Source organism: Nostoc sp. FACHB-152, assembly GCF_014697475.1.
Classification (GTDB): Bacteria; Cyanobacteriota; Cyanobacteriia; order Cyanobacteriales; family Nostocaceae; genus Nostoc_B.
The window spans coordinates 18,962-44,412 of record NZ_JACJRV010000002.1; the positions used below are offsets into that span (position 1 = coordinate 18,962).

The 25,451-nt window shown below is 40.3% G+C and carries 28 protein-coding genes and 1 pseudogene; 14 read left to right on the forward strand and 15 right to left on the reverse strand.

The genetic code is table 11. From position 1 onward, the window contains the following. Nucleotides 1–350: 350 nt before the first annotated feature. From H6G76_RS02190 to H6G76_RS02200, 3 genes are all read right to left on the reverse strand, one after another. Complete coding sequence (locus H6G76_RS02190) at nucleotides 351–1,466, reverse strand: DUF3466 family protein (RefSeq protein WP_190694863.1); 1,116 nt, start codon at nucleotides 1,464–1,466, stop codon at nucleotides 351–353. A 59-nt stretch (nucleotides 1,467–1,525) separates the two neighbouring features. Beyond that, complete coding sequence (locus H6G76_RS02195; protein ID WP_190694865.1) at nucleotides 1,526–2,200, reverse strand: rhomboid family intramembrane serine protease; 675 nt, start codon at nucleotides 2,198–2,200, stop codon at nucleotides 1,526–1,528. Between the two features lie 107 nt (nucleotides 2,201–2,307). Next, the gene (locus tag H6G76_RS02200) at nucleotides 2,308–3,027 is read right to left on the reverse strand and encodes a rhomboid family intramembrane serine protease (RefSeq protein WP_190694866.1); all 720 of its coding nucleotides are present in this window, start codon (nucleotides 3,025–3,027) and stop codon (nucleotides 2,308–2,310) included. 347 nt (nucleotides 3,028–3,374) lie between these two features. Between H6G76_RS02200 and H6G76_RS36850 the strand changes: the two are divergent. Next, nucleotides 3,375–3,452 (forward strand): annotated as a pseudogene (locus tag H6G76_RS36850) (Uma2 family endonuclease); the annotation flags it as partial. A gap of 219 nt (nucleotides 3,453–3,671) precedes the next feature. Continuing rightward, nucleotides 3,672–4,292 carry a hypothetical protein gene (locus tag H6G76_RS02205; RefSeq protein ID WP_190694868.1) on the forward strand — a complete coding sequence of 207 codons (621 nt, stop codon included), beginning with the start codon at nucleotides 3,672–3,674 and terminating at the stop codon, nucleotides 4,290–4,292. A 248-nt stretch (nucleotides 4,293–4,540) separates the two neighbouring features. Here the strand turns inward: H6G76_RS02205 and H6G76_RS02210 are convergent, their stop codons facing one another. The 4 genes from H6G76_RS02210 to uvrB all read right to left on the reverse strand — a co-directional run bounded on the left by H6G76_RS02210 (nucleotide 4,541) and on the right by uvrB (nucleotide 7,814). Continuing rightward, nucleotides 4,541–4,777, reverse strand: a complete 237-nt coding sequence (locus H6G76_RS02210) for a PIN domain-containing protein (RefSeq protein ID WP_199337231.1) — start codon at nucleotides 4,775–4,777, stop codon at nucleotides 4,541–4,543. Continuing rightward, nucleotides 4,774–5,004, reverse strand: coding sequence for a DUF2281 domain-containing protein (locus H6G76_RS02215; protein ID WP_190694870.1), 231 nt, complete (start codon nucleotides 5,002–5,004; stop codon nucleotides 4,774–4,776). Before H6G76_RS02215 ends, H6G76_RS02210 begins: the two co-directional genes overlap by 4 nt. 145 nt (nucleotides 5,005–5,149) lie before the next feature. After that, nucleotides 5,150–5,737 (reverse strand): Uma2 family endonuclease, encoded by a 588-nt coding sequence (locus tag H6G76_RS02220; RefSeq protein ID WP_190694872.1) that lies wholly within the window; start codon nucleotides 5,735–5,737, stop codon nucleotides 5,150–5,152. Nucleotides 5,738–5,816: 79 nt separating this feature from the next. Further along, entirely contained in the window at nucleotides 5,817–7,814 is a 1,998-nt protein-coding gene (gene uvrB / locus H6G76_RS02225; protein WP_190694874.1) for an excinuclease ABC subunit UvrB, read from the reverse strand. Between the two features lie 371 nt (nucleotides 7,815–8,185). Between uvrB and H6G76_RS02230 the strand changes: the two genes are divergently transcribed. The 5 genes from H6G76_RS02230 to H6G76_RS02250 all read left to right on the forward strand — a co-directional run bounded on the left by H6G76_RS02230 (nucleotide 8,186) and on the right by H6G76_RS02250 (nucleotide 11,185). After that, on the forward strand, nucleotides 8,186–8,647 hold the full coding sequence (locus tag H6G76_RS02230) for a hypothetical protein (protein ID WP_190694876.1): 462 nt from the start codon (nucleotides 8,186–8,188) through the stop codon (nucleotides 8,645–8,647). A 490-nt stretch (nucleotides 8,648–9,137) separates the two neighbouring features. Continuing rightward, nucleotides 9,138–9,320 carry a CsbD family protein gene (locus tag H6G76_RS02235; protein ID WP_190694878.1) on the forward strand — a complete coding sequence of 61 codons (183 nt, stop codon included), beginning with the start codon at nucleotides 9,138–9,140 and terminating at the stop codon, nucleotides 9,318–9,320. A gap of 299 nt (nucleotides 9,321–9,619) precedes the next feature. Next, a complete protein-coding gene (locus tag H6G76_RS02240; RefSeq protein ID WP_190694880.1) occupies nucleotides 9,620–10,060 on the forward strand; it encodes a hypothetical protein in 441 nt (146 codons plus the stop codon). 143 nt (nucleotides 10,061–10,203) lie between these two features. Then, on the forward strand, nucleotides 10,204–10,725 hold the full coding sequence (locus tag H6G76_RS02245; RefSeq protein ID WP_190694882.1) for a hypothetical protein: 522 nt from the start codon (nucleotides 10,204–10,206) through the stop codon (nucleotides 10,723–10,725). Nucleotides 10,726–10,756: 31 nt separating this feature from the next. Continuing rightward, the gene (locus tag H6G76_RS02250; protein WP_190694883.1) at nucleotides 10,757–11,185 is read left to right on the forward strand and encodes a hypothetical protein; all 429 of its coding nucleotides are present in this window, start codon (nucleotides 10,757–10,759) and stop codon (nucleotides 11,183–11,185) included. 4 nt (nucleotides 11,186–11,189) lie between these two features. Here H6G76_RS02250 and H6G76_RS02255 read toward each other — a convergent pair whose 3' ends face one another. From H6G76_RS02255 to H6G76_RS02280, 6 genes are all read right to left on the reverse strand, one after another. Further along, nucleotides 11,190–11,666: a hypothetical protein gene (locus H6G76_RS02255; protein ID WP_190694885.1), complete on the reverse strand. Its 477-nt coding sequence runs from the start codon at nucleotides 11,664–11,666 to the stop codon at nucleotides 11,190–11,192. A gap of 90 nt (nucleotides 11,667–11,756) precedes the next feature. Next, on the reverse strand, nucleotides 11,757–12,185 hold the full coding sequence (locus tag H6G76_RS02260; protein WP_190695569.1) for an HNH endonuclease: 429 nt from the start codon (nucleotides 12,183–12,185) through the stop codon (nucleotides 11,757–11,759). A 24-nt stretch (nucleotides 12,186–12,209) separates the two neighbouring features. Then, a complete protein-coding gene (locus H6G76_RS02265; RefSeq protein WP_190694887.1) occupies nucleotides 12,210–12,464 on the reverse strand; it encodes a hypothetical protein in 255 nt (84 codons plus the stop codon). A 21-nt stretch (nucleotides 12,465–12,485) separates the two neighbouring features. Further along, nucleotides 12,486–12,710, reverse strand: coding sequence for a type II toxin-antitoxin system HicB family antitoxin (locus tag H6G76_RS02270; RefSeq protein ID WP_190694889.1), 225 nt, complete (start codon nucleotides 12,708–12,710; stop codon nucleotides 12,486–12,488). Further along, a complete protein-coding gene (locus tag H6G76_RS02275; RefSeq protein WP_190694891.1) occupies nucleotides 12,707–12,931 on the reverse strand; it encodes a type II toxin-antitoxin system HicA family toxin in 225 nt (74 codons plus the stop codon). The genes H6G76_RS02270 and H6G76_RS02275 overlap by 4 nt, the downstream gene beginning before the upstream one ends. Nucleotides 12,932–12,946: 15 nt before the next feature. Continuing rightward, complete coding sequence (locus H6G76_RS02280) at nucleotides 12,947–16,477, reverse strand: HEAT repeat domain-containing protein (RefSeq protein ID WP_190694895.1); 3,531 nt, start codon at nucleotides 16,475–16,477, stop codon at nucleotides 12,947–12,949. A 126-nt stretch (nucleotides 16,478–16,603) separates the two neighbouring features. Between H6G76_RS02280 and H6G76_RS02285 the strand changes: the two genes are divergently transcribed. The 3 genes from H6G76_RS02285 (at nucleotide 16,604) to H6G76_RS02295 (ending at nucleotide 19,105) form a co-directional block, all read left to right on the forward strand. Beyond that, complete coding sequence (locus tag H6G76_RS02285) at nucleotides 16,604–17,407, forward strand: Rpn family recombination-promoting nuclease/putative transposase (RefSeq protein ID WP_190694897.1); 804 nt, start codon at nucleotides 16,604–16,606, stop codon at nucleotides 17,405–17,407. Nucleotides 17,408–17,419: 12 nt separating this feature from the next. Next, nucleotides 17,420–18,145 (forward strand): Uma2 family endonuclease, encoded by a 726-nt coding sequence (locus H6G76_RS02290; protein ID WP_190694899.1) that lies wholly within the window; start codon nucleotides 17,420–17,422, stop codon nucleotides 18,143–18,145. Nucleotides 18,146–18,250: 105 nt separating this feature from the next. Next, entirely contained in the window at nucleotides 18,251–19,105 is an 855-nt protein-coding gene (locus H6G76_RS02295) for an HIT family protein (protein ID WP_190694901.1), read from the forward strand. Between the two features lie 12 nt (nucleotides 19,106–19,117). Here H6G76_RS02295 and H6G76_RS02300 read toward each other — a convergent pair whose 3' ends face one another. After that, nucleotides 19,118–20,068, reverse strand: a complete 951-nt coding sequence (locus H6G76_RS02300) for an NAD(P)-dependent alcohol dehydrogenase (protein ID WP_190694903.1) — start codon at nucleotides 20,066–20,068, stop codon at nucleotides 19,118–19,120. A 619-nt stretch (nucleotides 20,069–20,687) separates the two neighbouring features. After that, on the reverse strand, nucleotides 20,688–20,930 hold the full coding sequence (locus tag H6G76_RS02305) for a hypothetical protein (protein ID WP_190694905.1): 243 nt from the start codon (nucleotides 20,928–20,930) through the stop codon (nucleotides 20,688–20,690). A 154-nt stretch (nucleotides 20,931–21,084) separates the two neighbouring features. Here H6G76_RS02305 and nifB point away from each other — a divergent pair, with 154 nt between their 5' ends. The 4 genes from nifB to nifU all read left to right on the forward strand — a co-directional run bounded on the left by nifB (nucleotide 21,085) and on the right by nifU (nucleotide 25,378). Continuing rightward, a complete protein-coding gene (gene nifB, locus H6G76_RS02310) occupies nucleotides 21,085–22,533 on the forward strand; it encodes a nitrogenase cofactor biosynthesis protein NifB (RefSeq protein WP_190694907.1) in 1,449 nt (482 codons plus the stop codon). A gap of 148 nt (nucleotides 22,534–22,681) precedes the next feature. Continuing rightward, nucleotides 22,682–23,032: a 4Fe-4S binding protein gene (locus tag H6G76_RS02315; protein ID WP_190694909.1), complete on the forward strand. Its 351-nt coding sequence runs from the start codon at nucleotides 22,682–22,684 to the stop codon at nucleotides 23,030–23,032. A gap of 6 nt (nucleotides 23,033–23,038) precedes the next feature. Beyond that, nucleotides 23,039–24,241 (forward strand): cysteine desulfurase NifS, encoded by a 1,203-nt coding sequence (gene nifS / locus H6G76_RS02320; RefSeq protein WP_190694911.1) that lies wholly within the window; start codon nucleotides 23,039–23,041, stop codon nucleotides 24,239–24,241. 216 nt (nucleotides 24,242–24,457) lie between these two features. Then, on the forward strand, nucleotides 24,458–25,378 hold the full coding sequence (gene nifU, locus H6G76_RS02325; protein WP_190695572.1) for a Fe-S cluster assembly protein NifU: 921 nt from the start codon (nucleotides 24,458–24,460) through the stop codon (nucleotides 25,376–25,378). Nucleotides 25,379–25,451 lie beyond the last annotated feature (73 nt).

Consider the following 25,451-nt stretch of genomic DNA (forward strand, 5'->3'; position numbering starts at 1 on the left):
AGGGTTTTGTTATCAGGGTCTACCAAAAAGCTAAAATATCTTGTTAACTTTTATCTAAAATATATTTGCGCTTGCAGAAAATATATTTTACAGATTTATCTATTAATCAGGCTTTGCATTTGCTGCAATAGGAATAGTCACAATGTATAGACATTACCATTTTTGCATACTTAGCCCCCCTAAATAAAGGGTAATGTTTGTACATATTCCTATACGCTACAGCAGCAAATGTTGAGTGGGAGAATTAGGCGATTGGTATGCCTACTCCCACTCTTTTTTTATTAATTAAGGACTGAAGCACTAACTCTCATCTAAGTTTTTCTGGCAAATAGGTAATTAGTTCCGAAAGTTTATTTAGAATAATGATTAGGAATCAAAAGAAAGGCACGATTCTTACCATTGACTGTGCCATCGCCTGTAATATATCCAGCGTCATTAATGCTATTAGCACTATTTAGCACCCAGCCAGAGTTAGGTCGGATGAGATTGTTTAAATTTTGCACCCCTTGATTTTTGCGCCACAAAAAGGCACGAGTTTCCTGGTTTGGAGTGTTAGTACTTAACGATCCAACTACCCAACCTTTGTTATTGATACCTTTTGCTACACAATCACTGCTAGATGCGCCAAGGTCAGTAATAGTCCCATCTTTATTCCAGACAACACATTTGTTTTTTGCGTCCCCAACTATCTGCCCATGATCATTAATCGCTACTGCTTGACTCCAGTTAAGTTCGTCTGTAGAATCTCCAATCGTACCAAGATTTTTGATATTTCCGTTATCCCAAAGATGGGCGCGACGAGCAGTAATATCAAAGCAAGCCGTGGTGTTCTTATCAACAAGCCTACATATTTGGCGCAGAGTGACTTCTGAGTAACCTACTATTAAACCAGAGTTGTTAATGTCATAGGCAAAGCATTCTCTAGATAAACTAAAGCAAAGATTACTTTCTATACCATTTTTAAATACAAGGGCTTGATTACCTTGTGAAACAATTACTTGGTTCTCGTCATTGATAGCTTCGCTACGTGTCGTATCTTTTACATAGGGAGTAATGTCAATCATCCCAGCATTTTTATTCTGGATAAAAGCATGAAAAAGACTATTTCCGTCAGGGTCTAACTTACCTGTATATGATAAGCCAACAACTTTCCCAGAATTATTGATATCCCAAGCAATACTTTGGTCACCACCCAGTGTCCCAATATCTTTAATTACCCCGTTTTCCCACAAAAATGATCGGAAGTGCCAATCCTTTTCTCTAAATGAATAGCCAACTACTTGACCTAATTGATTTAGCTTTGTGCTGACGCTGCTATCATAGCCAGGAAGTGTACCCAGATCAACAATTGAATAACAAGGAACTGATGCTGATTCGACGCTACCAAGAGTCAATAAAGTAGCACCGACGCTACCTAAGAAAACTTTAATAGTTGACTTTATAAACTTGAGGCTGATTTTAGACATTTTATTTTTATACCTTAATTTTCTGAGGTTGCAGTTATGTTTTCTCATATCTGCGCTACTTAGTAATCGCGTTTAAATAAACCAAATAAAGGCGCAAGCATGACTCCAAACACAAAGCCACCAATGTGCGCCCAGTAAGCAACTCCCCCAGTTTGCACGCTCATATTGGCCGCTGATTGTAGGCTGGCAAGACCAGAAATTATATTCTGCACAAAGAAAATACCAATAACTACCAATGCCGGCACACTGATTGTGGTCACGAAAAAACCCAAAAATACTAAAGTTGTAATTCTGGCATGGGGAAAACGGATAAGATATGCACCTAAAACTCCAGAAATTGCCCCACTAGCACCTAAAGAAGGAATCTCAGAATACATCGCAATAAACCACTGGCACATAGCAGCTAAAGCACCACAGGCCAAATAAAAAATTAAATATTTAAAATGTCCCAAACGGTCTTCTATATTATTGCCAAAGACCCAGAGAAATACCATATTTGATATTAAGTGCCACCAACCACCGTGAAGAAACTGGGATGTAAATAAAGTTACCCACTCTCCGGCAAAGTTGGTGGTTAGCTGTTGGGGTACCACAGCATACTCACCGAGAAATTGATTCAGTCGAGCATGAGACAAACTCACTTCATGAAGAAAAACTAAAACATTCATGCCAATCAAACCGTAAGTAAAATACGGCGTGATTCGCGTCGGATTTTCGTCATAGAGTGGAAACACAGGTGTTTTTCCTAATTATCAATTAACTAACTGCAATATAGCTTGGATGACTAGCAGTTGAAAAATCTAGATAATTACACCTGTGCAATCATTGAGGCTGGTTGCTATTAGCCGTACCATGATTCTTGCGGAGATTTGTCACTAAACAAACCCAACAGTGGGCCGAGAATTGCTCCAAATATGAAACCGCCAGCGTGCGCCCAGTAAGCGATACCACCACTTTCCATGCCAATATTAGTAGGTGTTTCTAAACTCGCCAGTCCGTAGAAAGATTGTTGTAGAAACCAAAATCCTAAAAAGAAATAGGCTGGAACCCTGAAAGTTGGGAAGAAAATCCCTAAAGGTACGACACCGAGAATTTCAGCTTGAGGAAAGCGGAGAATATATGCACCCATCACCCCAGCGATCGCACCACTAGCCCCCAACGACGGGATGCCAGAATTTTGGGAGAAATACCACTGAGTCAGAGATGCTAAAATTCCGCAAGCTAAATAGAATATTAAATATTTTACATGGCCTAATTTGTCTTCAACGTTGTTACCAAATATCCACAGAAACAACATATTACCGGCTAAGTGCAGAAAGCCACCGTGCAGAAATTGAGAGGTAATTAAAGTTGCCCACTCTGGTACTGGTTGGTGAACAGAAACACCAGCAAAGCTTAAGCTAAGTTCTTTGGGAACTACAGCCGCAAGGTGTAAAAAGCCATTTAATGCTTGCGGAGGAAGGCTACTTTCATATATAAATGCCAGAACATTGATGGCAATTAATCCGTAAGTTACGTAAGGCGTAATTTGTGTAGGATTATTATCTCTAATGGGAACCACAGGCGTTTTTCCTGATTTTTGAGGAACTAGCCTCAAATTACTGAATTTTGCCTGTCTTTTCTTCTACCTCTTGGCTGGATATTAATATCTGCCTTCTAAACTAAGAGTATGAGCTAGATTGCCCAACACTGGAGATCCCGCTATGATGCAACAATTAACGCCAGATAAGATGTTAAGCACCTAAGAGAGCAGTTTAGACCGCTCTTGTGCAGGGGAGGCAGCGCGTTGCGGGGGTTCCCCCCGTTGTAGCGACTGCCGTGAGCAGAGGGGCAGAGGAGAGGGTTTAAGTCATTTATTCACAATTTCAATGGTGCAGCTTAAATGCTGATTAGCTTACTACACCAGACATCATCTACCCTGACAGTGATGGGCAACCAATGGCAGATAATACTAAACAATTCCGATGGATTGTCACTATCAAAGAATAAGAAAATATTTATGTAATAAATATGAATTTGGAGTAAACTGCTGCTTGACCGCAATATTGATTTTGCTCATTTAGAAGATTCTAAAGTATACCATCTTCAAAGTTTAGTATGTCAAAGTTTGACACTTTTTTACTCCAATTCAAGAGCAAGAAGGATTGACGATTGCTTGCTTTTGCGGAAATGATGCAAATTAAAGTAAATTATTTTAGCTAATTCATGTTTTTTAGCAACTCTTTAGAAAACCAACTGCAACAGTGGAACGATATCATTCGCAGTCAACCAAATAACCCCAAAGCTTACGTTAGACGGGGTATGGTTAAATTTCAGCTAGCCAAAATTGATGAATCTATTCAAGATTTTGATACGGCAGAAAAGTTAGATAATCGACTTACTCCATACCTTTGGCAACGTGGTTTGTCGTACTATTATGCAGCAAGATTTGCTGAAGGCACTCAACAGTTTGAAATAGATTTAACAGTTAATGCTCAAGATGTAGAAGAAACAGTATGGCGATATCTCTGCATAGCTCGCCTTTCTGGTGTCGAACAAGCACGAAATTCACTATTAACTGTGAAAAATGACCCCCGGCGGATTATGCGGAGCGTGTACGATTTGTATGCGGTAAATTGCACACCTGATGATGTATTGAATGTTGGGAAGTCAGAAGGAGTGAAAGGTAATTTTTACAGTCATCTTTATTTAGGATTGTATTACGAAGCAGAAAATAATCTAGATTTAGCTCAAGAATATATCGTTAAAGCTGCTGATAATTACAAAATTGATGACTATATGTGGTATCTGGCACAGGTACATAAAAATCTACGAAAATGGAGCTAATTTAACGGTTATCAGGCTAAGTAAAGCTTTACATTAGTTCGTAATGTTTTTAAACGCAGAGTCACGCAGAGTAAGCGCGGAGGAACGCGGAGAGTTTCTCAAGTTAATTTGTCGTTACGGACTTATGCAATTCGGTACTAAGTGCTAATTTCCTAATAATTTATCTCGCAGATGTTTGATGCGATCGCCTTAGTAAGTCTACTCATCGTAGGTTCTGGATTGCTTAGTATTGGCTCAAAATTGACGCGTTAATTAATATATACCACGAGTGAGTAAATATAATAACAAGCAGAACCTATGGTTTCATAGCTTTTTTGTAGTGATAATTTGCCAAGGTTCAACTTGATGGCTATTTCCCAAAGACTAGCGATGCTAAAATAAACTAAATCTGCGGTATTAATCATTATCCGCAAATGCTCTGGCAGGTTAGAATCATTCTCAGTTAGCCAAATAAAGGCATGAGTATCTAAAAGAAAAGCACTCATTCCATATATTCCTTAAAAGCTTCGAGAGGTTCATCAAAGTCATCAGGCAAAGGTAAAACAAAAGTTCCTTTTAAAATACCAGACCGACGCTTTTTTTGGAGTAAGCTTTCTTGGGAAATAGGCTTTGAATAATTTTCAAGTAAATATTTGGCATAATGCAAGAGTTCTTGTTTAAGCGGCTCTGGCATTTGCTCTATTGTTTGTAAAATCTCTGCATCAATAGCCATGATTTCTCCTCAGAAAAGGAATTAATTTTATTGGCGGTTAACTTGAATGACGATCGCCAGCTACTTTTACATTTACTTTGGCTGATTTGCGGCTTGGTCTTATCAACGCGATCGCGCTGTTCAGTAGCTTGTTTATAATAGAAAACTAATTGTCATTTTCGGGTGCTTCTGTTTCAAACTGCACTTGGCGGTACAAATCCGCGATCGCGATTTCTACATTCACCGATTCCAGCCGCAATATCTCCCCGGAATTATACTCTGACAGTTCCCATTTCCCTTGTTCGTTGCGCCGGAATACTTCTACACCTGGTTGTTCTACTTGTACTAAGACATATTCTTGCAAGATTGGGGATTGGCGATATTTAGCAAACTTTTTCCCTCTATCGAAGGCTTCCGTTGAAGGTGATAGCACTTCAATAATTAAGCAGGGAAATTTTATTAATTGAGTATCAGTATCTCGCTCATCGCAAGTTACAACTACATCTGGATAAAAATACTTCTGTCCTGGTTCTACCTGCACCTTCACATCTACTATATATACTTCACAGGAGCGTTCTGCCAGAGCATCATCTAAAAGCTTAAAAAAATTTCCAGAAACCCGATTATGGTTACGTGTACCACCAGTCATCGCTACAACTTCGCCATCCCAATATTCGTAGCGTTGTTCTTGGGTGGGTTCCCAAATTAGATATTCTTCTGCACTCATCAAAATGCTATCGGGTAAAGCAACCATCGGCGCGATTGGGTAATAATTGACTTTATCTAGGATAGCGAAAAAAGAGAGTTCTCTTTCTTGCTATCCTAATTAAGTGCTAATGTCCTAATAGTTTATCTCGCAAATTTTTAATGCGATCGCGCAATTTTGCCGCCTCTTCAAATTCTAGTTTCTTCGCTGCATCTTTCATCTGTGCTTCTAGCTTGGCAATTAAGTCTGGAATTTCTTCCAAAGGTATTTCATTGATATGTTCATCTACGACTTTTAGCTCAGTTGCATTTAGCCGTCGAGACACTTCTAAAAATGACAAAATTGCGTTGCTTGATTTTTTAACAATTGGTTGCGGCGTAATTCCATGCATCCGATTATGTGCCATTTGAATACCACGTCGTCTGTCTGTTTCTTCTATAGCTTTAATCATGCTGTCTGTTAAATTATCTGCATATAAAATTGCCTGTCCTCGAATATGACGCGCGGCTCTACCAATAGTTTGAATTAAAGAACGTTCAGCGCGTAAGAAACCTTCTTTGTCTGCATCTAAAATTGCTACTAGAGAAACTTCAGGTAAATCTAAACCTTCTCGCAGCAAGTTGACCCCAACTAAAACATCAAAATTTCCCTCGCGTAATTCTTGGATAATCTCGATGCGCTGAATGGAATTAATTTCTGAATGCAAATAGCGCACGCGAATGCTGTGGTCTTGCAAATATTCGGTTAAATCTTCCGCCATGCGCTTGGTTAATGTGGTAATTAACGTTCTTTCATGACGGTCAACTCTGTCTTTAATTTCTCCCAATAAATCATCAATTTGTCCTTCGGTAGGACGTACAGATACTTCTGGGTCAATTACGCCTGTGGGACGGATAACTTGCTCAACTATATGATTCTCAGATACTTCTAATTCCCAATTTCCTGGGGTAGCAGAAACAAAAATACATTGGTTTACTTTCTGCCAAAACTCCTCTGCTTTTAAAGGACGGTTATCCGCAGCACTAGGCAGACGAAATCCATGTTCAATTAATACTTTCTTCCTAGCTTGGTCGCCGTTATACATCCCCCGAATTTGCGGCACACTAACGTGAGATTCATCGATTACTAACAGCCAATCTTTAGGAAAGTAATCAATTAAACATTCCGGTGCTTCTCCGGCTTGTCTACCTGCAAGGTGACGAGAATAATTTTCTACGCCGTTACAATAACCAACTTCGCGCAGCATTTCTAAGTCGTAGCGTGTGCGCTGATCTATACGTTGCGCTTCTAGTAATTTCCCGCCTTGTTCTAGTTCTGCTTTGCGTTGTTTTAATTCAAAGGCAATATCTTCGCAAGCAATTTCTAATCGTTCTTCTGGTGTGACAAAGTGACGCGCGGGGTAAATATTTACTGCTTCTAAACTATTAATAATTTCGCCTGTTACTGGGTCAACATAGCGAATTGCGTCAATTTCATCGCCAAAAAATTCTACACGAATAATTCTATCTTCGTAAGCTGGGCCGATTTCTAAAACATCACCCCGAACGCGAAAGCGTCCTCGACCCATTTCGACATCGTTGCGGCTGTATTGGACAGATGCTAAATCGCGCAAAACTTCTCGTTGGTTCACTTCCATACCAATTTTTAAGGGGATGGCGGCTTTGAGATATTCTGCGGGAATTCCTAAACCGTAGATGCAACTGATTGATGCAACGACGATGACATCACGACGTTCAAAAAGCGATCGCGTCGCTGAGTGACGCAACATATCAATTTCGTCGTTAATCGAAGCTGTCTTTTCTATATAAGTATCGGTGACAGGAATATACGCTTCTGGTTGATAGTAATCGTAGTAGCTGACAAAGTACTCGACTGCGTTTTTGGGAAAGAACTCGCGTAACTCATTACAAAGTTGTGCAGCCAAAGTTTTGTTATGTGCCAAAACTAAAGTTGGTTTGCCAATTTTTTCAATTACTGCTGCTACTGTAAAGGTTTTGCCGGTTCCTGTCGCTCCCAGTAAGGTTTGGTAACGATTCCCTGATTGGATGCTAGATACAAGCTGTGCGATCGCTTGTGGTTGATCGCCTGTCGGCGTAAAGGGAGCTTGAAGACAAAATTCTGTCATACAGTTTTGCTAGTAATACCCTATCTCATGTTAGCGATCTCACTAGACTTGTTGCAGAAGTTAGGGAAAAGCTACGCCTGGGGGAAAGGGTAAGAGTTTTGCTGTGGGTAAAAAGTAAAGGATTAAAAAATTGAGATTCTTCCCTTTCCCCATTTCCTTTTCTCCCTATACCTGTCGAGCTGGCGTTGCCAAATAACTATATAGAAATATTTCTTTACAATTCTTAATTGTTTTAATTTACTTATGTATAAGTTTTGAAGATACTTATATCTATGCAAGGTTTTTTAAGGGTAGACTTTAATATACCGGAAAAAATCTATTTTTTCCTAAAATATTGTAAAGTTCATTAAAGCAACCAGAGGTGTTAGTTTATGAGCATTAGCAGCACTGGCAAACCAGCTAGTACTCGTCAAAGACGTGCCAAGCTAAAGGGGGAATCTACAGTGGAAGTTGAAAATAATCAAGGTCAAGCTTTAAATAACGATCAAGCCGCACAAGGTAGCGATAAATCAGAAGAATCTGGAAAAATTGTGATTGCAGGTGTACGTCCTATTGCTGGTAGTGATTTGCAAGTTGCTGACACAGTATCAATTGCGGGTATACGTCCTATCTCAGCTAGTAATTTAGAAGTAGTAGAGACAATCAACGTGATGGGGATTCGTCCCATTGGTGCTAACACCATCAATATTGTTGACAGTATTAACCTTTCTGGTATACGTCCAATTTCTTCCAGTACGTTAGTAATTTCTGATAGCTACTCTATCATGGGGAACCGTCCAGTAGCATCAAATTTTACTGATGATTCTGATTTACTTATGGGTTTTATCGACTAAACCAAAAAAGCATCTCCATAATCCTGATTAACCCGGTTTATTGATGAAATCGGGTTTTTTAATTATTTAATTAAAATGAAAAATTAGATATTGTGTTCAAGAATTTTGTTTTTATGAATACAACTTTAAATTAAGCTAACAGTTTATTACCAATTATTCTGAGGAATAGGATATAGAAACCCGTGTAGGAGTCGTAAAAAATAGAGATAAGTAAACGTAGACGCGTAAGCGGCTTGCCGCAGGCTACCGCCAAGAACGCCAAGAACGCAAAGGTAAGAAAGAAGAAAGAGATAGATATAAATTTCACAAATGATTTAGGACTGCTATATTAGCTTGATTGTATTATCTTTCTTTGTATAGAGACAGCTAATATATCCTGTGGCGGAAGGCAAGAATAAAAATCTTAAGATAAGTTGTAATAGTAAGAATCAAGAAATCAAAGCAATTAATAGCTTTGAAACTTAGATTTATATAAGATTAGGAGAATAAAATGAGCATAGAAGATCGTGCAAAAGCTACTGGCAAAAATATTGAAGGTAAAGCTCAAGAAGCTCTGGGTAATATAACTGGCGATCCAGAAGATAAAGCTGAAGGTAAAGCCAAACAAGCTGAAAGCGAAGTTCGCCAAGGCATAGAAGATGTGAAAGATTCAGTAAAGAAAAAGATTGACTAAGTAATAATTGTTTAGTCTCTAAACCTAAAAGGAAATAATCTTGATTTGGTGAAACAGTCAATCTCGAAATTTGACTTACATCCTTGATTTACTCTTTTTCTTTCGGAATTAAGCTAGGCTAACAGATAACACAGGTTCTGACTGTAGAGACGTGAAATATCGCGCCTCTACATTTCTAGTTTACTTAGCTAGATAAATAATGAATTTTGAGCTTAAAGACAACTTATATTTTATTTAACTAGCTAAGAAATACAAAGAATTTAAAGTATTTAAATTGTTGCAGATTTAGGAGCGAAAAAATGACGCTTTTCGAGCAGATTCGTAAAGTTGCGATCGCCTTTGTTTTAATTGTGGTGCTAACTGTAACTACTGCTTGTGGTGGTGCTACAGTCAGCCAAGCTGACCGCACAAATACCCCGTCTTTAATTGGCAGAGATGTAGCTTATAGCCAATTAGAAAGAGGTAATACTCCAGGCGGACAAACTTTTGGTGACTGGGTTGTGCAAACATCCCAAGGATTAATTAAGGATGCCTTTGTTCGAGATAACAACAAATTAGGCGTAGTAATTTCTCGTGATGTTCGTCCTACTGAAGTTAAACCTTTAGCTAAATCATTAGTTCAAGGCTTTCACAAAAACTTCCCTAATCAAGATTTAACTGTTTTGGTTTACGGCCCTGACAAAAAGTTAATTTTGACAACTCAATACGATGTTCAGTCTCAGCAGGTGAAGTATAGCTAATTAGGGAATAGGGAACAGGTAATAGGCAATAAAAAATAGCCTTTTTGAAACCACTGAGTGTCCTTGTTCTAATTTATCCGGCTATTGCTATACCAGTTTGATGAAATTGAAAACTAAAGATTCAAGAAATTAGGAGAAAAACAGTGTCTACTAGTGAAGAATACAGACGGCAAGTAATGAAAGATTTAGCTCAAGGTGATGTTGAATCATTGGATGATCCATCAACTGATGCAGCTACTCAATACGAGAATTTTGACGATTTTGCTCAAAGAACAACAACAGATCAACGTCGCCAGTTATTTGGTCGATCTATTCATCCAGACCGCATTCCTTCCAGCCAAATGGAACCGGAATTACAAAAAGCGATCGCACAAATTAAACCTAATGAGCGAGATGATGTAGCGCGCGCCTTTTTCAAACACTTGAAAGGTAGAGGCTTAGATGAGCGTAACTTAGAGCAACAATTAGGTCTTTCCACTCATCACGCCAGCCGGATGAATGCTGATGATGTGAGCAAACTTGCATCCTTTGCTTATCACAACCACCCAGATGTTTTCCGCGAAGTGTTAGCAGAGCAACCAGGTATTATCAAGTTCCTCAGCAACCCTGTAGTCGCAGGAATTCTTGGGATAGCAGCTGCTAAGTGGTTAGGTAGCCGTAAATAAGTTTTCGTTTCCTGGAGAGTAAGACATCAAGGTGGGAAAGACCCACCTTTTTTTATGTGATTCGATTAATATCGTGTTCGGGAAGCGGTGTATCATTAAAGCCGCAGGGGAGCAGGGGTGCAAGGGTGCAGGGGAGAGTGTTTTTACGGTTTCTGCACAGATACACTCAACTATAACTAATCATCCAAACCTCATTAAAGAAGCTCAAAGGTTCATTAAAGGAGTTCCAAGCCTCATTAATGAAGCTCAAAAGTTCATTAAAGGAGTTCTGAACCTCATTAAAGAAGCTCAAAGGTTCATTAAAGGAGTTCCAAGCCTCATTAAAGAAGCTCAAAGGTTCATTAAAGGAGTTCAAAGGCTCATTAAAGAAGCTCAAAGGTTCATTAAAGGAGTTCAAAGGCTCATTAAAGGAGTTCAAAGGCTCATTAAAGAGGCTCAAATACTCATTAATGAGGATTAATTGCTCATGAATCAGAAGCAACTTTATTTGGTCTACCTTTGATAGCTTTGAAGCGTTCGCCTAATTGTTCAGCTAGAGTTTTTAAGCCGGGAGTAGTTTTTGATGCTGTCTTAACGTAATTATAGACAGTTAAACTGCTGGACATAGCTTCACTACCGACTGCCAGTAAAGTATCATCTACTTGTTCAGTGAGTTGCCGCATGGAAATTAATACTTCAGTAAGTGCGATCGCTAACTGATAATCTTGTACCAACTCTTCAACGTTAAAAGTAGCCGGCAGAATATTACGGTTAGACTGAGCAGCAGTAGCACTATTATTTACAAAAGCCAGACTTTTATCACCCATCTTGACCATCTTGCGCCGTTCTTCCGCGCTGAGAGTAACCAGAAAAGGGAGTTTTGCATGGATAGTCTGGAGTGAAGCTTTAATTTCTTGGATATCTGCTGGCGAAAGGGAAGCGGTAATATTTTGATAGGACATAGTAGAATCACCAATGTAACGCGAGGGTTAAGTAGCAATATTTGCTAAGTATATAATTCCCATTGGTGAGCGTAAAAGCACACAATTACCCTACTTATTTATCCGTTTTAACGCCGATGCTGAGGGATACTGACCAGATAAAATCAAAGCTTGTCTTTCAATTACTCTTTCATCGACATTAAAATCGAAAATGCGGGCTGTTACTTCTCCAATTTCTGTTAGCGGTTGAATCAAAGCCTCATCTAACCAAAAATGCTCTCCCCAAAAGTCTCGACGGGGGTTAAAAAATCGTACAAGTTCACCAGTCTGCCAATTAATTGAACCTAAATCCGTCCCTTTTTGCAAGTTGCAGAATATACAGGCATAGCAAAGATTATCTGCTGTTGTTGCACCGCCGTGTTTCACACTGATGATATGGTCAACTTGACAACCTGATGACCTATCGGCTTCAGAAACAAGACAATATTCGCAAATATGATCAGCGCGACGAGCAACTAAACGCCGCAGTTCTGCATTAATTTAAGGAATAGACACTGGAAAAACTTACTCCGCCTTAAGGTATTGATGTGCTTTTGCTTTTGCTAAGGTCATAATATGTTCTAACGTGAGGAAATGATCTAACTCCTTCTTTTCCTCTGGTGTGAGTTTGCCCATTTTGTGTTGATAAACCAAATATTCTAAACGCTCTTTTGTACTATCTGAAAGCTGAGACTTCACAACACTTTCGGGAGTAGTCCCAGCCGCAATAAAGTCAACAATTTCGTCGTAGACTTTGGCTGTATTTATGGATGTAGTCATGAATTTACCTGTTTAATTTTATTATGCTACTTTTAATGGCTTGCCTAAAGTTTGAGGCTCTGGTAAAGTTTCGCCATCTGCCAAAGCAGATTCAATGAGCATTTCTAAAACTTCCTGAGCATTTTTTAAAGCTTCCTCGTAAGAATCCCCGTGTGTACAAGGCTGCATTACATTAGTAAATTCAGGCAACAAAACCACATAACATTTGTCTTCATCTGACCATTGAATAATAATTGTGTATTTCATTCTTCTGTCTCCTCCGCTTTTTCTATTTTCTCTAATTCTGCAAGTGCTTCATTAACTTGCTTTTCTAAATAAGGTTTAGCATCGCTACCATCTTTACCAGCGATGATGATAGCTTGAGGCAATAGCGGATGTATCCATTTACTATGACTACCTTTGGCAGGTTGATAAGTAAACCCTGCTTGCAGCAATAACCTTTTGAGTTCTCTAATTTTCTTGGGCATAACCTCAGTTTATGTTCACCCTTGCCACCGTTTCAACTGTTTTTGAGCATATTCCCTTACTTGCTCATCTGGGTCATTTTCGGCGCGATCGCGCAACAGTGGTAAAGTTTTGGGATGCTGAGGAAATTGCTTAAAAATTATCTCCAATGCAACGCGCCGAGGGTTTGGGTTATACGATTCATGTTTACCTTCAAAGAGGTCATCTTTAGCACAGTTGTAGTAAACATCAAACAGTTCAGACTGATATTTGTAAACTTGAGCTAATTGTTGCACTGCTGTCCCTCGCACATCAGAATCTTCATCCGCACTCGCCAGTTGGCGCAACAGAGTTTTGGTATCGGGGTCTTCCTTGTAAACTTGAGCTAATTGTTGCACTGCTGTCGCTTGCACAACCGAATCTTCATCCGCACTCGCCAGTTGGTGCAGGAGAGTTTTGGTGTCGGGGTCTTCCTTGTAAACTTGAGCTAATTGTTCCACTGCTGTCTGTTGCACAACCGAATCTTTATCCGCACTCGCCAGTTGGCGCAACAGAGTTTTGGTATCGGGGTCTTCCTTGTAAACTTGAGCTAATTGTTGCACTGCTGTCCTTCGCACATAGGAATTTTTATCTGCATTCACCAGTTCTTGTAGAAAAGTTTTGGTATCGGGGTCATCCTTGTAAGCTTGAGCTAATTGTCGCACTGCTGTCATTTGCACAATCGAATCTTTATCCGCACTCGCCAGTTGACACAGGAGAGTTTTGGTGTCGGGGTCATCCTTGTAAGCTTGAGCTAATTGTCGCACTGCTGTCGCTTGCACAATCGAATCTTTATCCGCACTCACCAGTTGACACAGGAGAGTTTTGGTGTCGGGGTCATCCTTGTAAGCTTGAGCTAATTGTCGCACTGCTATCATTTGTACAACCGAATCTTTATCTGCACTCACCCGTTCGTGCAGCAGAGTTTTAGTATCGGGGTCATCTTTGTAAACTTGAGCTAGTTGTTGCACTGCTGTCTGTCGAACATAGGAATCTTTATCCGCACTCGCCAGTTCGCGCAGGAGAGTTTTGGTATCAGGGTCTTCCTTGTAAACTTGAGCTAATTGTTCCACTGCTGTCCATCGCACATAGGAATCTTCATCCGCACTCGCCAGTTGACGCAACAGAGTTTTGGTGTCGGGGTCATCTTTGTAAACTTGAGCTAATTGTTCCACTGCTGTATCTCGCACATCCGAATCTTTATTCGCAGTCGCCCATTGGCGCAGCAGAGTTTTAGCTGAATCTTGCCAAGTCGAAGTAATTGCAATAACTGCTTGAGTGCGAATTTCTCGAACTAACTGAGTTTCTTTGTGATTCCGCCCAGAGTCGTAATAATACCAAAGGTCATATTGAGTTAAGTTTTTTAATCTGTTGAGTAACTTATCAACTGACTTAATTACTGAGCAATTTCTTACTTCTGTAAGACACTTAGCTGCTAAAAACAGATTAATAAACTTTTCCTCTTCACCATCCAGCGACATTAAATAATCAATAATGTCGCCAACAAATTCTTCCTCAATCATCCCAGCAATTAGCAGTAATACTTCATGCCACTTTTCATCTTGCCAGTGTTTGCCAAAAACATCTGTTTTTATTGCTTCTATAGTTAAACCATTTGCAGTTCCTCTTTTCTCAAACTGCTTAACAAACTCCCATGCACAAAAATACTCTAAAAATGTCCGATGCACAAAAGCATAATAATCAGCACCCAAGAAACATAAAATAAAGTTGCGCTCCCTTAATTGCTCAATCAGCAAGCGTGCTATTTTTATTTCTGAGGTAACTCTCCGTTCTCGTAAATAGCTAATTAAAGTTTCTTCTAACTCATCTTTACTAATTAGGTTCCCTGCTAAACCTGTCTCTGCTGCCTGCATTTTATAAGCAACCTGGCGTAACATTGCCTGTTTATCTTTCAAGTCAATTGTGTAAGGATCTATATCAGAAAATCTGAGTAATTTTGCTTCTACATCCCATTGATGTAATAGTACTCGTGATGCTTGTTCGTAAAGCGTAACTCTATCTCTAGGCAATTCCTGATTACGATTGAGAATTGCCATCATCGTCAACAGCAGAGGATTTCCTGCTAGTTCAGTAATAGCTTTGGAATTCTCAATTCCTCTTTGCAGCCTTTCCCGTTTTCTAATTTTATCCGCTTCATCACTAAAAGTTAATTCATGCCAACGGTGAATAAAATTTTGAATTTGTTCTGAGTCCAAATCTTGCAATTCAAAATGGTGAAACTCAGCATCGCGTAAGCGTTGCATTTTATAGCCAATTTTACGAGAAGTTACAATCACCTGGACATTAGGATAGTCATTAGTAAAGCGATGAATATCAGTAATCACATCCTCTCGCTTACCATGATCAAATACTTCATCTAAACCATCAAACATCACGACAGCGTTACCAGCTTTTAACTGTTCGTGAATTTTATGTTGATTTAAGTGGGTAACTACTCCGCTACATTTATGGAAAAATTCTAAAAAATTATGACATTCTTTATCCTCGCGTCGTCGCATATAAGTGCGTAACTCAATTAGCAACGGTATTGGTAATGAGATAACATTATCTACTGGTGATTCTGCCCAATTCAAAGTTAAATATTGCAATAATGTAGACTTACCCGAACCAGGATCACCCAAAATTACAATATATTTATAAGTCGTCTTGTCATTAACAACATCTAATACAGAACGTATCGGTTGCTCTAAATAAACTCGTTTATAACGTTCTAATTCCTCTGCTTGAATTTCTGCTTCTATTTGGTCACTCTCCCGCAATCTTTTTAAATGTTCTTTTGGCAGTTCATGAACTTGGTGCAAAACTTGATGCACCTCCCGCACATTTTGAGCAATAAACATTCGCCATAACTTCAGTTCGTTATAGGCATAACCGCTAGTGTCTAAACTATCTAACTTCAGATTGCCGTAGCGTTCGCGGATGGATTCTTGATATTGTTGTAAATCAAACTCAGGAATAATACCCGCTATTTCTTTTGTATATCCCTTGGTTTGTTCTAGATTTTTAGAATCAAAAGTTTCTCTGAGTTCTGGTAATTCATGAATAATATTTTTAACCTTCTGCACATATTTCTTACCTACCCGTTTCCAATTAAAATCATCTGGTAACGGGTAGGATGAATTAAGCTCATACCAAATTTCTTCTAATCTTTTTGTGTCTACAGTCTGACAGTCATTCTGAAAGGCATTACCTAAAATTTCTTTAACTTGTGAGTTCTTTAAAAATTGCTTTAGTCTTGGGGTATATTTTTTAATTTCATCTTCAGGAAGTTCACTGTCATCTAAATCCTGCTGCATTAGTTCTAAATATTCTGTAACTGCCATAACAGCAGCTTTCTGAAGCGGTTCTTGCTTGAAACGTTCAGTTAGAGCAATATTAAAAGTATTTTTGAAAAAATCTTTAGTATAGTCTTTGACGAAATCTTTGACAAACTCTTCGTTGATGATTGTTTTCACCAAAAAGCCTGCTGTTTTTGTTGCTATCCAAGTGGCAACCCATTCAAATATCATACTCATGTCTGCTTATACGTTAATTACGAGTATATCCACCAGTTTTAGTAGCTATTGCCTAACTTAGGATAAGTTAATCTCAGTGATAAAATTGCTACAGTTTCCGCTTATGCTACAACAACCAGAGTGAAAACAGACAGCATCTTTTATCGCCTATTTCAAGAATTACCCAGCATTTTCTTTGAATTAATTGGCAACCCTCCCGAAACTGCAAATACCTATCAATTTTCTTCAGTTGAAATCAAACAAACAGCCTTTAGAATTGATGGTGTATTTCTGCCAACCCAAGATGAACAAAGCCTAATTTATTTTGTCGAAGTTCAATTTCAACCTGACTCAGATATTTACTTGCGCCTGTTGTCAGAAATCTTTTTGTACTTACGCCAAAATAAACGCCCAAACTCTTGGCGAGGCGTGGTGATTTATCCTAGCCGAAACATAGATATTGGTGAACGCCAAGATTGCTATGAGTTTTTTAATAGCGATCGCATCAGTATAATCTACTTAGATGAATTAGCTGAAATTGCATCACTGCCCATAGGTATCGCTACCATCAAATTAATAATTGAAGATAAAGAGACAGCCATTTCCACCGCCAAACAATTAATCAACCGCACCAAGCAAGCAGTAAATTCGCAACTTCCACAAAAACAACTACTAGAATTAATAGAGACAATCCTAGTTTACAAATTGCCTAACATCAGTCGAGAGGAGATAGAAGCAATGTTTGGGTTAAGTGAGTTAAAGCAAACACGAGTTTATCAAGAAGCTGAACAAGAAGGTAAAGAGAAAGGACGTTTAGAAGCAAAATTAGATGCTGTACCTAAACTGTTAGCATTGGGTTTGACTGTGGAACAGATAGCACAGGCTTTAGATTTAGATGTTGCACAAGTTCAGCAAGCAGCAAAGCAGACATCACCAGAGCAGTAAAAAAATATTTCTATGGTTCTACAAATTCAACCCAGTCAAAAAAAACCTAATGTCAGTTGGGAACCACTTCCAGCCGACTTTATTTTATCTGACGACCCAGTGGAAAATATTCAGCAACCAACTCTCGCCGCAGCACTTACCGATGCTTTGGGTGCTAACGGACGCATCCAACCCCAAATGCTTATAGGCTCTAATTTTGGTCTAGTCGCTACAATTAACAAAAAAATTGTCGTCAAAGCACCTGACTGGTTTTACGTCCCGCAAGTGCAACCTCTAGCCGCCGATGTTATTCGTCGTAGCTACACCCCCAATTTAGAAGGTGATGCTGTGGCTGTGGTAATGGAATTTCTCTCAGAAACCGAAGGTGGAGAATTATCTATTCGCTCAACGCCACCCTACGGTAAACTTTATTTTTACGAAAAAATTCTCCAGGTTCCAACTTATGTCACTTACGACCCATACGTACCAAGTTTAGAAGTACGCATCTGGCAAAATGAACAATATACTTTACAGTCAGCAGATGCAAATGGCCGTTTTTGGATTCCTGAATTAGAGTTATTTCTGGGAATTTGGCAAGGTGAAAGACTCTGCCAAACTATAAACTGGCTGAGGTGGTGGGATAGCGAAGGAAATCTGCTGTTGTGGAGTAGTGAACAAGCCCAACAAGAACGCCAACGTGCTGAAAGATTAGCAGCTAAGTTACGCGAACTCGGTGTTGACCCTGATGCGATCGCCTAACCAAAATGAAGACAATAATTAACTATACTTACCCGAAACAGTAGCAATTCACTGTTTGCTGAAAACGAGATGCGGCTGAAGACAGGGAAACAGCACCCAAATTCCATGAAACAGCAAAAAAATCAATTCAGCCATCTCACAGCAATAGACAGAACTTACCTCTCATTTCCCGCAAAGTTTTTACTAAATCAAAACTTTCTGCAAGGTAAAATCCTAGATTTTGGTTGTGGTCTTGGTAATGATGTTAAATTATTACGTCAAAAAGGCTTTGATATCACAGGTTATGATCCCTATTACTTTCCCCAATATCCTACTGATAAATTTGACACTATAATTTGCTTTTATGTTTTAAATGTCTTATTCCCTGAAGAACAAGCTAATGTGCTGATGGCAGTAGCACATTTATTAAAACCAGGTGGTAAAGCTTATTTTACTGTCAGAAGGGATATCAAAAAAGAAGGCTTTCGAGAACACTATGTCCATAAAAAGCCTACATACCAATGTAATGTTAAACTTCCATTTTCTTCAATCTTTCTAGATGAGAGTCGAGAAATATACCAGTATGTTCATTACAATCGTCAGCGCAATTCCTCGAATTACTGTATATTTTGCAACCCCCACAAAAATCTCAAATTATTAACAGAATCAGCAACAGCATACGCTATATTTGACGGCTATCCTATCAGTAAAGGTCATATTTTAGTCATTCCTAAACGTCATGTAAGTAATTATTTTGAACTCCCATTCAAAGAACAATCAGCTTGTTGGTTGATGGTGAACAAAGTACAAGAAATTCTCAAAGCAGAATTTGCCCCCGATGGCTTTAATGTCGGGATGAACATTAACCGAGAAGCTGGGCAAAATATTATGCACGCCAGCATTCATATCATTCCCCGTTACAAAGGCGACACGCCCTGTGCGAAAAGTGGCATCAGAACTGTCATTCCTAAACAGAAATAGTTATAGCAACTGTCACCTGTCACCTGCTATGGCGATCGCAATTTTACCAACCGCTCGTTCACTCTCACTATAAGCATGAGCCGCAGCTAATTCTTGTAGTGGAAAAGTCCGGTCAATGACTGTGCGAATTTTACCAGCCTCAATCAAGTCTTTTAAATAAATCAAGTCTTGGCTATTTGGTCTTTCAACTACTAATTTCGCTTTTTGACCAGGTAAAAACGTTGTTAAAAAACCCTGTATTAAAACTTCTGGGCTAGGCAAAGTTGTTACATAAACTCCATTTGGTGTCAGCACTTCTCTACAGGTAGAAAATGCTCGTTTGGCAACTGTATCAAAAATAATGTCATACTTTATTGCCTCTGTGGTGAAATCTTGCTGCGTATAATCAACAACGCGGTCTGCGCCTAAAGATTTAACAAAATCTAGATTTTTGGTACTGCAAACTCCCGTTACTTCCGTCCCCAAAGCCTTAGCAATTTGCACTGCAAATATACCCACGCCACCCGCAGCACCATTAATCAAAACTGTCTGTCCAGCTTGCATATTTCCCAAATCACGTAAAGCTTGCAAAGCCGTCAGCGCTGCTAAAGGTACGGTGGCTGCTTCTTCATAGCTCAAATTTGTTGGTTTGAGTGCTGCCACCTTTTCTGGAATTGCTGCAAATTCTGCATAAGCACCGCCAGGAAAGCTAGTGCTACCGTAAATCGCATCTCCAGGTTGAAAGCGAGTGACTTGGGAACCAACACTTACCACTTCTCCCGCCACATCAAACCCCAAAATCAATGGGAAACTTCTACCAGTCAACACACTCAACATACCCTTACGAATCTTCCAATCAACGGGGTTAACGCTGCTGGCGTGGACTTTCACTAGTAATTGGTCAGGCTTGATTTGCGGCTGCTTCCAATCTTCATACTGCAAAACATCAGTGGTTCCATAGCCTCGGATAATGACTGCCTTCATAGCATTCCTCCTGTAACCCTGTATTGCTTGCCTATATCTTTAGTGTAGCGATCGCCCCCGCTTTGTGACGTAATTAACTTTTTATGCTATCTGTTAGATATGCTGCTTTTTGAATATCAAAATATTTTACTTTTTATATAAAAAAATTAATTTTTGCAAATTATATTCATTAATTTTGACACTTTCCAAAAACTTGAAACCTAACAATAGCATACTCTTCAGTGCGATTTAATCTCATTAAACTTAGAAAACTTAAGAAAATGTGAATTACATTTTTCTCTAAAAAAAAATGATATGTTGTATACAGAATTGAATTTCGCACGTATCTGGAGTAGTACCAACGAATCTGCTCCAGTTTTTCCCCCTAAATCCTTTAGCCGTCGAGCTTTTTGGCAGGATTTAAGGGATAGTTGAGTACAACTTTTTGTATCCCCAAATCAGCAGCAAATAGCTTCAAAGCATTGCTGAGATTGGGTTATAGCTGAGTACAAAGAAATCCTAAACCCCACTCTAAAAATACAAGAACCCTGACCTAAAAATACTAGAACCCCTACCCGAAAATAAAATTTATAAACTTTTTTATAGCTCAATATCAAGGTTTGCAGATTTGAGTACAAATCTAATAAATCCAATAAATTCTATCCAAATGTAACTCCAGTCGAGCTAAAAAACGGCTGCTATAAATCATATATCGCCAATCACCAATGACTCGAAACAAAACAACGAGCCAAAAGTGAGTGGAGGGATGAGATAGCACCATGCCTCGGTGAATCGAAGTCGCGGCTGTACACACCAACTCTACCCAAAACCTCAAAGTTGACACACACCAGCCGAAACACAAGGATTCATAGCCTGCCATCATCAGCGAAGTTGCCCAACCAGTGGCTTTGCTACAACCAAAGGATGCACTCCTGCGGGCAGTGTGATAGCCGTGACTTCCATTCTACTAGGGCAAATAAAATAGCAACAGCATCTCCCACAGTGGCAGCTTAGTCCACCGACATTTGCGAAATTCAATGACACCACAGGTTACAGACTCCTCCGTTACTGAATCGACACCTACCCAAGCAAAATCTGGTGGTTGCGGATGCGACAGCAAAAGCAGCGCCACCGTGGAAATGGACGAAAAGCTCCAAGAACGTATTGCTAAACATCCCTGCTACAGCGAAGAAGCTCACCACCATTACGCGAGAATGCACGTTGCAGTTGCACCCGCTTGCAACATTCAATGCAACTATTGCAACCGCAAATATGACTGCGCCAACGAAAGTCGCCCTGGTGTAGTGAGCGAGTTACTGACACCGGAAGAAGCAGCACACAAAGCGTTGGTTATCGCAGGCAAAATTCCCCAAATGACAGTTTTGGGAATCGCTGGCCCTGGCGACCCTCTAGCCAACCCAGACAAAACATTCCGCACCTTTGAGTTGATTGCAGACAAAGCACCAGATATTAAGCTTTGCTTATCAACTAATGGTTTGATGCTAACTGAATACATCGATCGCATTAAACAATTAAATATAGATCACGTTACTATCACCCTAAATACCATCGACCCAGAAATCGGCGCGCAGATTTACTCATGGGTTCACTATAAGCGCAGACGTTACAGAGGTGTTGAAGGAGCCAAAATTCTGCTCGAAAAGCAGTTAGAAGGTTTACAAGCTCTGAGAGAAGCCGATATTCTGTGCAAGGTCAACTCCGTGATGATTCCCGGAATCAACGACCAGCACCTAGTTGAAGTCAACAAAGCAATTCGTGAGCGTGGTGCATTCTTGCACAACATCATGCCTTTGATTTCTGCACCAGAACACGGTACACACTTCGGCTTAACAGGTCAGCGAGGCCCTTCACAAAAAGAACTCAAATCAGTTCAAGACCAGTGTGCTGGCAACATGAAAATGATGCGCCACTGCCGTCAATGCCGTGCAGATGCGATTGGTTTGTTGGGTGAAGACCGCAGCCAAGAATTCACCAAAGAGAATTTCTTGGAAATGGCTCCAGAGTACGACTTCAGCAAGCGCCAAGAAGTTCACGAAGGTATTGAGAAATTTAGAGAAGAAATTAAAGCAGCCAAAGAAAAGGCAAAAGCCGGCAAGCAGCAAAGTGCCAACAATCCTAAAATCTTAGTTGCAGTGGCAACCAAAGGCGGCGGATTAGTTAACCAACACTTCGGTCATGTCAAAGAATTCCAAGTTTACGAAGTTGATGGTAGCGAAGTTCGTTTCGTTAGTCACCGCAAGATTGATCAATATTGTCAAGGTGGATACGGTGAAGCTGCCACCGCAGAGAATATCATGAAGACAATTGCAGATTGTAAAGCAGTATTGGTTTCTAAGATTGGCAACTGTCCCAAAGAAAAATTGCACGAAGCTGGCATACAGACCGTTGAAGCTTACGACGTAATCGAGAAAGTTGCTTTAGAGTTTTACGAACAGTACGTCAAAGAATTAGGGAATCGGGAATAGGGAATAGGTTACAGGGAACAGGTTACAGGTTACAGGAAATAGATTACAGATAATTTTCTATCTCCTGTCGCCTGTCACCTCTCACCTATCACCTCTCCCACTCCCTACTCACAACTCCCCACTCCCATCATTCGCAAGGAGAATAATCATGGCTTATAAGATTACCAGCCAGTGTATTTCTTGCAATCTCTGTGATTCTGTATGCCCCACCGGAGCAATTAAAAAAGTAGAAGGCTCAAGCTACTGGATTGATCCTGAACTTTGCACAAACTGCGTTGGCACTATTTACTCCGTGCCTCAATGCAAAGCTGGTTGCCCAACCTGTGATGGTTGCGTTAAAGAGACAAACGATTATTGGGAAAGCTGGTTTGCTAAATATAACCGCGTTGTCGGGAAATTAACAAAAAAACAAGATTATTGGGAACGTTGGTTTGACTGTTATTCTCAGAAGTTCTCTGAACAAATGCAAAAGCATCAGGGTGAAATATTAGGGGTATAAATAAGAATGAGCGTCATTTATCTAGATAATAATGCGACTACTAAGGTAGACCCACAGGTTTTAGAGGCAATGATGCCCTATTTAACCGAATATTACGCCAACCCCTCAAGTATGCACACCTTTGGCGGGCAACTGGGTAAAGCAGTGAAAACAGCCAGGGAACAACTAGCCGCCCTCCTCGGTGCAGATGAATCAGAAATTGTTTTTACGAGTTGTGGAACCGAGGGAGATAACGCAGCCATTCGCGCCGCTTTGTTAGCCCAGCCAGAAAAACGCCACATCATCACCACCCAGGTAGAACATCCGGCGGTGCTGAATGTCTGCAAACAACTAGAAACCCAAGGTTATAGTGTTACTTATCTTTCGGTGAATAGTCAGGGGCAGTTGGATTTAGATGAATTAGAAGCCTCGCTGACTGGGAACACCGCCTTGGTAAGCATCATGTATGCTAACAACGAAACAGGTACGATTTTCCCGATTGAGCAGATTGGATTACGTGTCAAAGAACGCGGCGCACTGTTCCATGTCGATGCAGTGCAAGCAGTGGGTAAAATTCCCCTGAACATGAAGACCAGTACAGTAGATATGTTAACTATGTCTGGTCATAAGATTCACGCACCCAAAGGTATTGGCGCGTTGTATGTGCGCCGGGGCGTGAGATTCCGTCCCCTGTTGATTGGTGGACACCAAGAACGCGGTCGCCGCGCGGGTACAGAGAATGTTCCGGGTATCGTTGGTTTGGGTAAAGCAGCCGAATTGGAATTGCTGCATTTAGAAGAAGCAACTACCAGAGAAAGAAAGTTGCGCGATCGCCTGGAACAAACTCTCCTCGCTAAAATCCCTGATTGTGAAGTTAACGGCGATCCCAAAAATAGATTGCCCAACACCACCAACATCGGTTTTAAATATATCGAAGGTGAAGCAATCCTACTTTTGTTAAATAAACACGGTATCTGTGCCTCATCTGGTTCCGCTTGCACCTCCGGTTCACTCGAACCATCCCACGTTCTGCGGGCAATGGGTTTACCATACACAACCTTACATGGTTCCATTCGCTTCAGTCTTTCTCGCTACACCACCGACGCTGAAATTGATCGCGTCATTGAAGTCATGCCCGACATTGTAGAACGTCTCCGCGCTCTGTCGCCATTCAAAAACGACGACGCAGGTTGGTTGCAATCTCAAGAACAAACATTGGCACATCGTTAATTAGGGAATAGGTTACAGGGAACAGGTTACAGATAGTTTCTATAGCCTGTCACCCTTCGGGTTCGCCACTTGCTTTATGCCGGGAAACCCGTCCACCGCAGTGGTCTCACCTGTCACCTATCACCCTTCGGGTTCGCCACTTGCTTTATGCCGGGAAACCCGTCCACCGCAGTGGCTCACCTGTCACCTCTCTCCACTCAGCATTCGGAATTTAATATGTGGGACTACACAGATAAAGTATTAGAACTGTTTTACGATCCCAAGAATCAGGGAACGATTGAAGAAACCAGCGAACCTGGAGTTAAGGTTGCAACAGGAGAAGTCGGCAGTATTTCTTGCGGCGATGCTTTGAGACTGCACCTAAAAGTCGAAGTGGAATCTGATAAGATTCTCGATGCACGTTTCCAAACCTTTGGCTGTACCAGTGCGATCGCTTCTTCTAGTGCATTGACCGAAATGGTTAAGGGTTTAACTTTAGATGAAGCCCTGAAGGTATCTAATAAAGATATTGCCAATTACCTCGGCGGTTTACCCGAAGCCAAAATGCACTGCTCAGTTATGGGTCAAGAAGCCTTAGAAGCCGCAATTTATAACTATCGTGGCATTCCTCTAGCTGCCCATGACGATGATGACGAAGGCGTTTTAATTTGCTCCTGCTTTGGTATTACTGATACAAAAATTCGTCGCGTAGTGAAAGAAAATAATCTTACTACTGCGGAGCAGGTAACAAATTATGTCAAAGCTGGTGGCGGATGCGGTTCCTGTTTAACAAAAATTGATGATATTATTAAAGATGTAGAGCAGGAAGTCGCCACAACCAGTAAAAACGCAAATAACGGCATAAAGTCAGCAGAAATTCTTAACTCTGGTCAGATAGCTACAGCCACAAGACCACTGACCAACGTCCAAAAGATTGCCTTAATTCAAAAAGTTCTCGACGAAGAAGTAAGACCCGTCCTCATTGCTGATGGTGGAGATGTAGAACTGTACGACATAGAAGGAAATACAGTTAAAGTCATCCTCAAAGGTGCTTGTGGTTCTTGTTCTAGCAGCACCGCCACCTTAAAGATAGCGATTGAATCGAGACTGCGCGATCGCATCAGCAAAGACATCGTAGTACAAGCAGTTGAGCTATAGCTCTTAGTTTTACCCACAGTATAAATACACCCTAATGTGCAACAGCCAAGAACAGAAAGTAGGATTTGACCGA

Bases quoted from the DNA above. Each gene is read 5' to 3' on its own strand.
- H6G76_RS02275 (WP_190694891.1), bottom strand. From the start codon at position 12,931: ATGCCCAAGAAAATTAGAGAACTCAAAAGGTTATTGCTGCAAGCAGGG.
- H6G76_RS02255 (WP_190694885.1), bottom strand. From the start codon at position 11,666: ATGTCCTATCAAAATATTACCGCTTCCCTTTCGCCAGCAGATATCCAA.
- H6G76_RS02300 (WP_190694903.1), bottom strand. From the start codon at position 20,068: ATGAAGGCAGTCATTATCCGAGGCTATGGAACCACTGATGTTTTGCAG.
- H6G76_RS02270 (WP_190694889.1), bottom strand. From the start codon at position 12,710: ATGAAATACACAATTATTATTCAATGGTCAGATGAAGACAAATGTTAT.
- H6G76_RS02305 (WP_190694905.1), bottom strand. From the start codon at position 20,930: ATGATGGCAGGCTATGAATCCTTGTGTTTCGGCTGGTGTGTGTCAACT.
- H6G76_RS02220 (WP_190694872.1), bottom strand. From the start codon at position 5,737: ATGGTTGCTTTACCCGATAGCATTTTGATGAGTGCAGAAGAATATCTA.
- H6G76_RS02280 (WP_190694895.1), bottom strand. From the start codon at position 16,477: ATGATATTTGAATGGGTTGCCACTTGGATAGCAACAAAAACAGCAGGC.
- H6G76_RS02315 (WP_190694909.1), top strand. From the start codon at position 22,682: ATGGCTTATAAGATTACCAGCCAGTGTATTTCTTGCAATCTCTGTGAT.
- uvrB (WP_190694874.1), bottom strand. From the start codon at position 7,814: ATGACAGAATTTTGTCTTCAAGCTCCCTTTACGCCGACAGGCGATCAA.
- H6G76_RS02235 (WP_190694878.1), top strand. From the start codon at position 9,138: ATGAGCATAGAAGATCGTGCAAAAGCTACTGGCAAAAATATTGAAGGT.
- H6G76_RS02215 (WP_190694870.1), bottom strand. From the start codon at position 5,004: ATGGCTATTGATGCAGAGATTTTACAAACAATAGAGCAAATGCCAGAG.
- H6G76_RS02295 (WP_190694901.1), top strand. From the start codon at position 18,251: ATGAAACAGCAAAAAAATCAATTCAGCCATCTCACAGCAATAGACAGA.
- nifS (WP_190694911.1), top strand. From the start codon at position 23,039: ATGAGCGTCATTTATCTAGATAATAATGCGACTACTAAGGTAGACCCA.
- H6G76_RS02210 (WP_199337231.1), bottom strand. From the start codon at position 4,777: ATGAGTGCTTTTCTTTTAGATACTCATGCCTTTATTTGGCTAACTGAG.
- H6G76_RS02190 (WP_190694863.1), bottom strand. From the start codon at position 1,466: ATGTCTAAAATCAGCCTCAAGTTTATAAAGTCAACTATTAAAGTTTTC.
- H6G76_RS02240 (WP_190694880.1), top strand. From the start codon at position 9,620: ATGACGCTTTTCGAGCAGATTCGTAAAGTTGCGATCGCCTTTGTTTTA.
- H6G76_RS02265 (WP_190694887.1), bottom strand. From the start codon at position 12,464: ATGACTACATCCATAAATACAGCCAAAGTCTACGACGAAATTGTTGAC.
- nifB (WP_190694907.1), top strand. From the start codon at position 21,085: ATGACACCACAGGTTACAGACTCCTCCGTTACTGAATCGACACCTACC.
- nifU (WP_190695572.1), top strand. From the start codon at position 24,458: ATGTGGGACTACACAGATAAAGTATTAGAACTGTTTTACGATCCCAAG.
- H6G76_RS02290 (WP_190694899.1), top strand. From the start codon at position 17,420: ATGGTTCTACAAATTCAACCCAGTCAAAAAAAACCTAATGTCAGTTGG.
- H6G76_RS02205 (WP_190694868.1), top strand. From the start codon at position 3,672: ATGTTTTTTAGCAACTCTTTAGAAAACCAACTGCAACAGTGGAACGAT.
- H6G76_RS02230 (WP_190694876.1), top strand. From the start codon at position 8,186: ATGAGCATTAGCAGCACTGGCAAACCAGCTAGTACTCGTCAAAGACGT.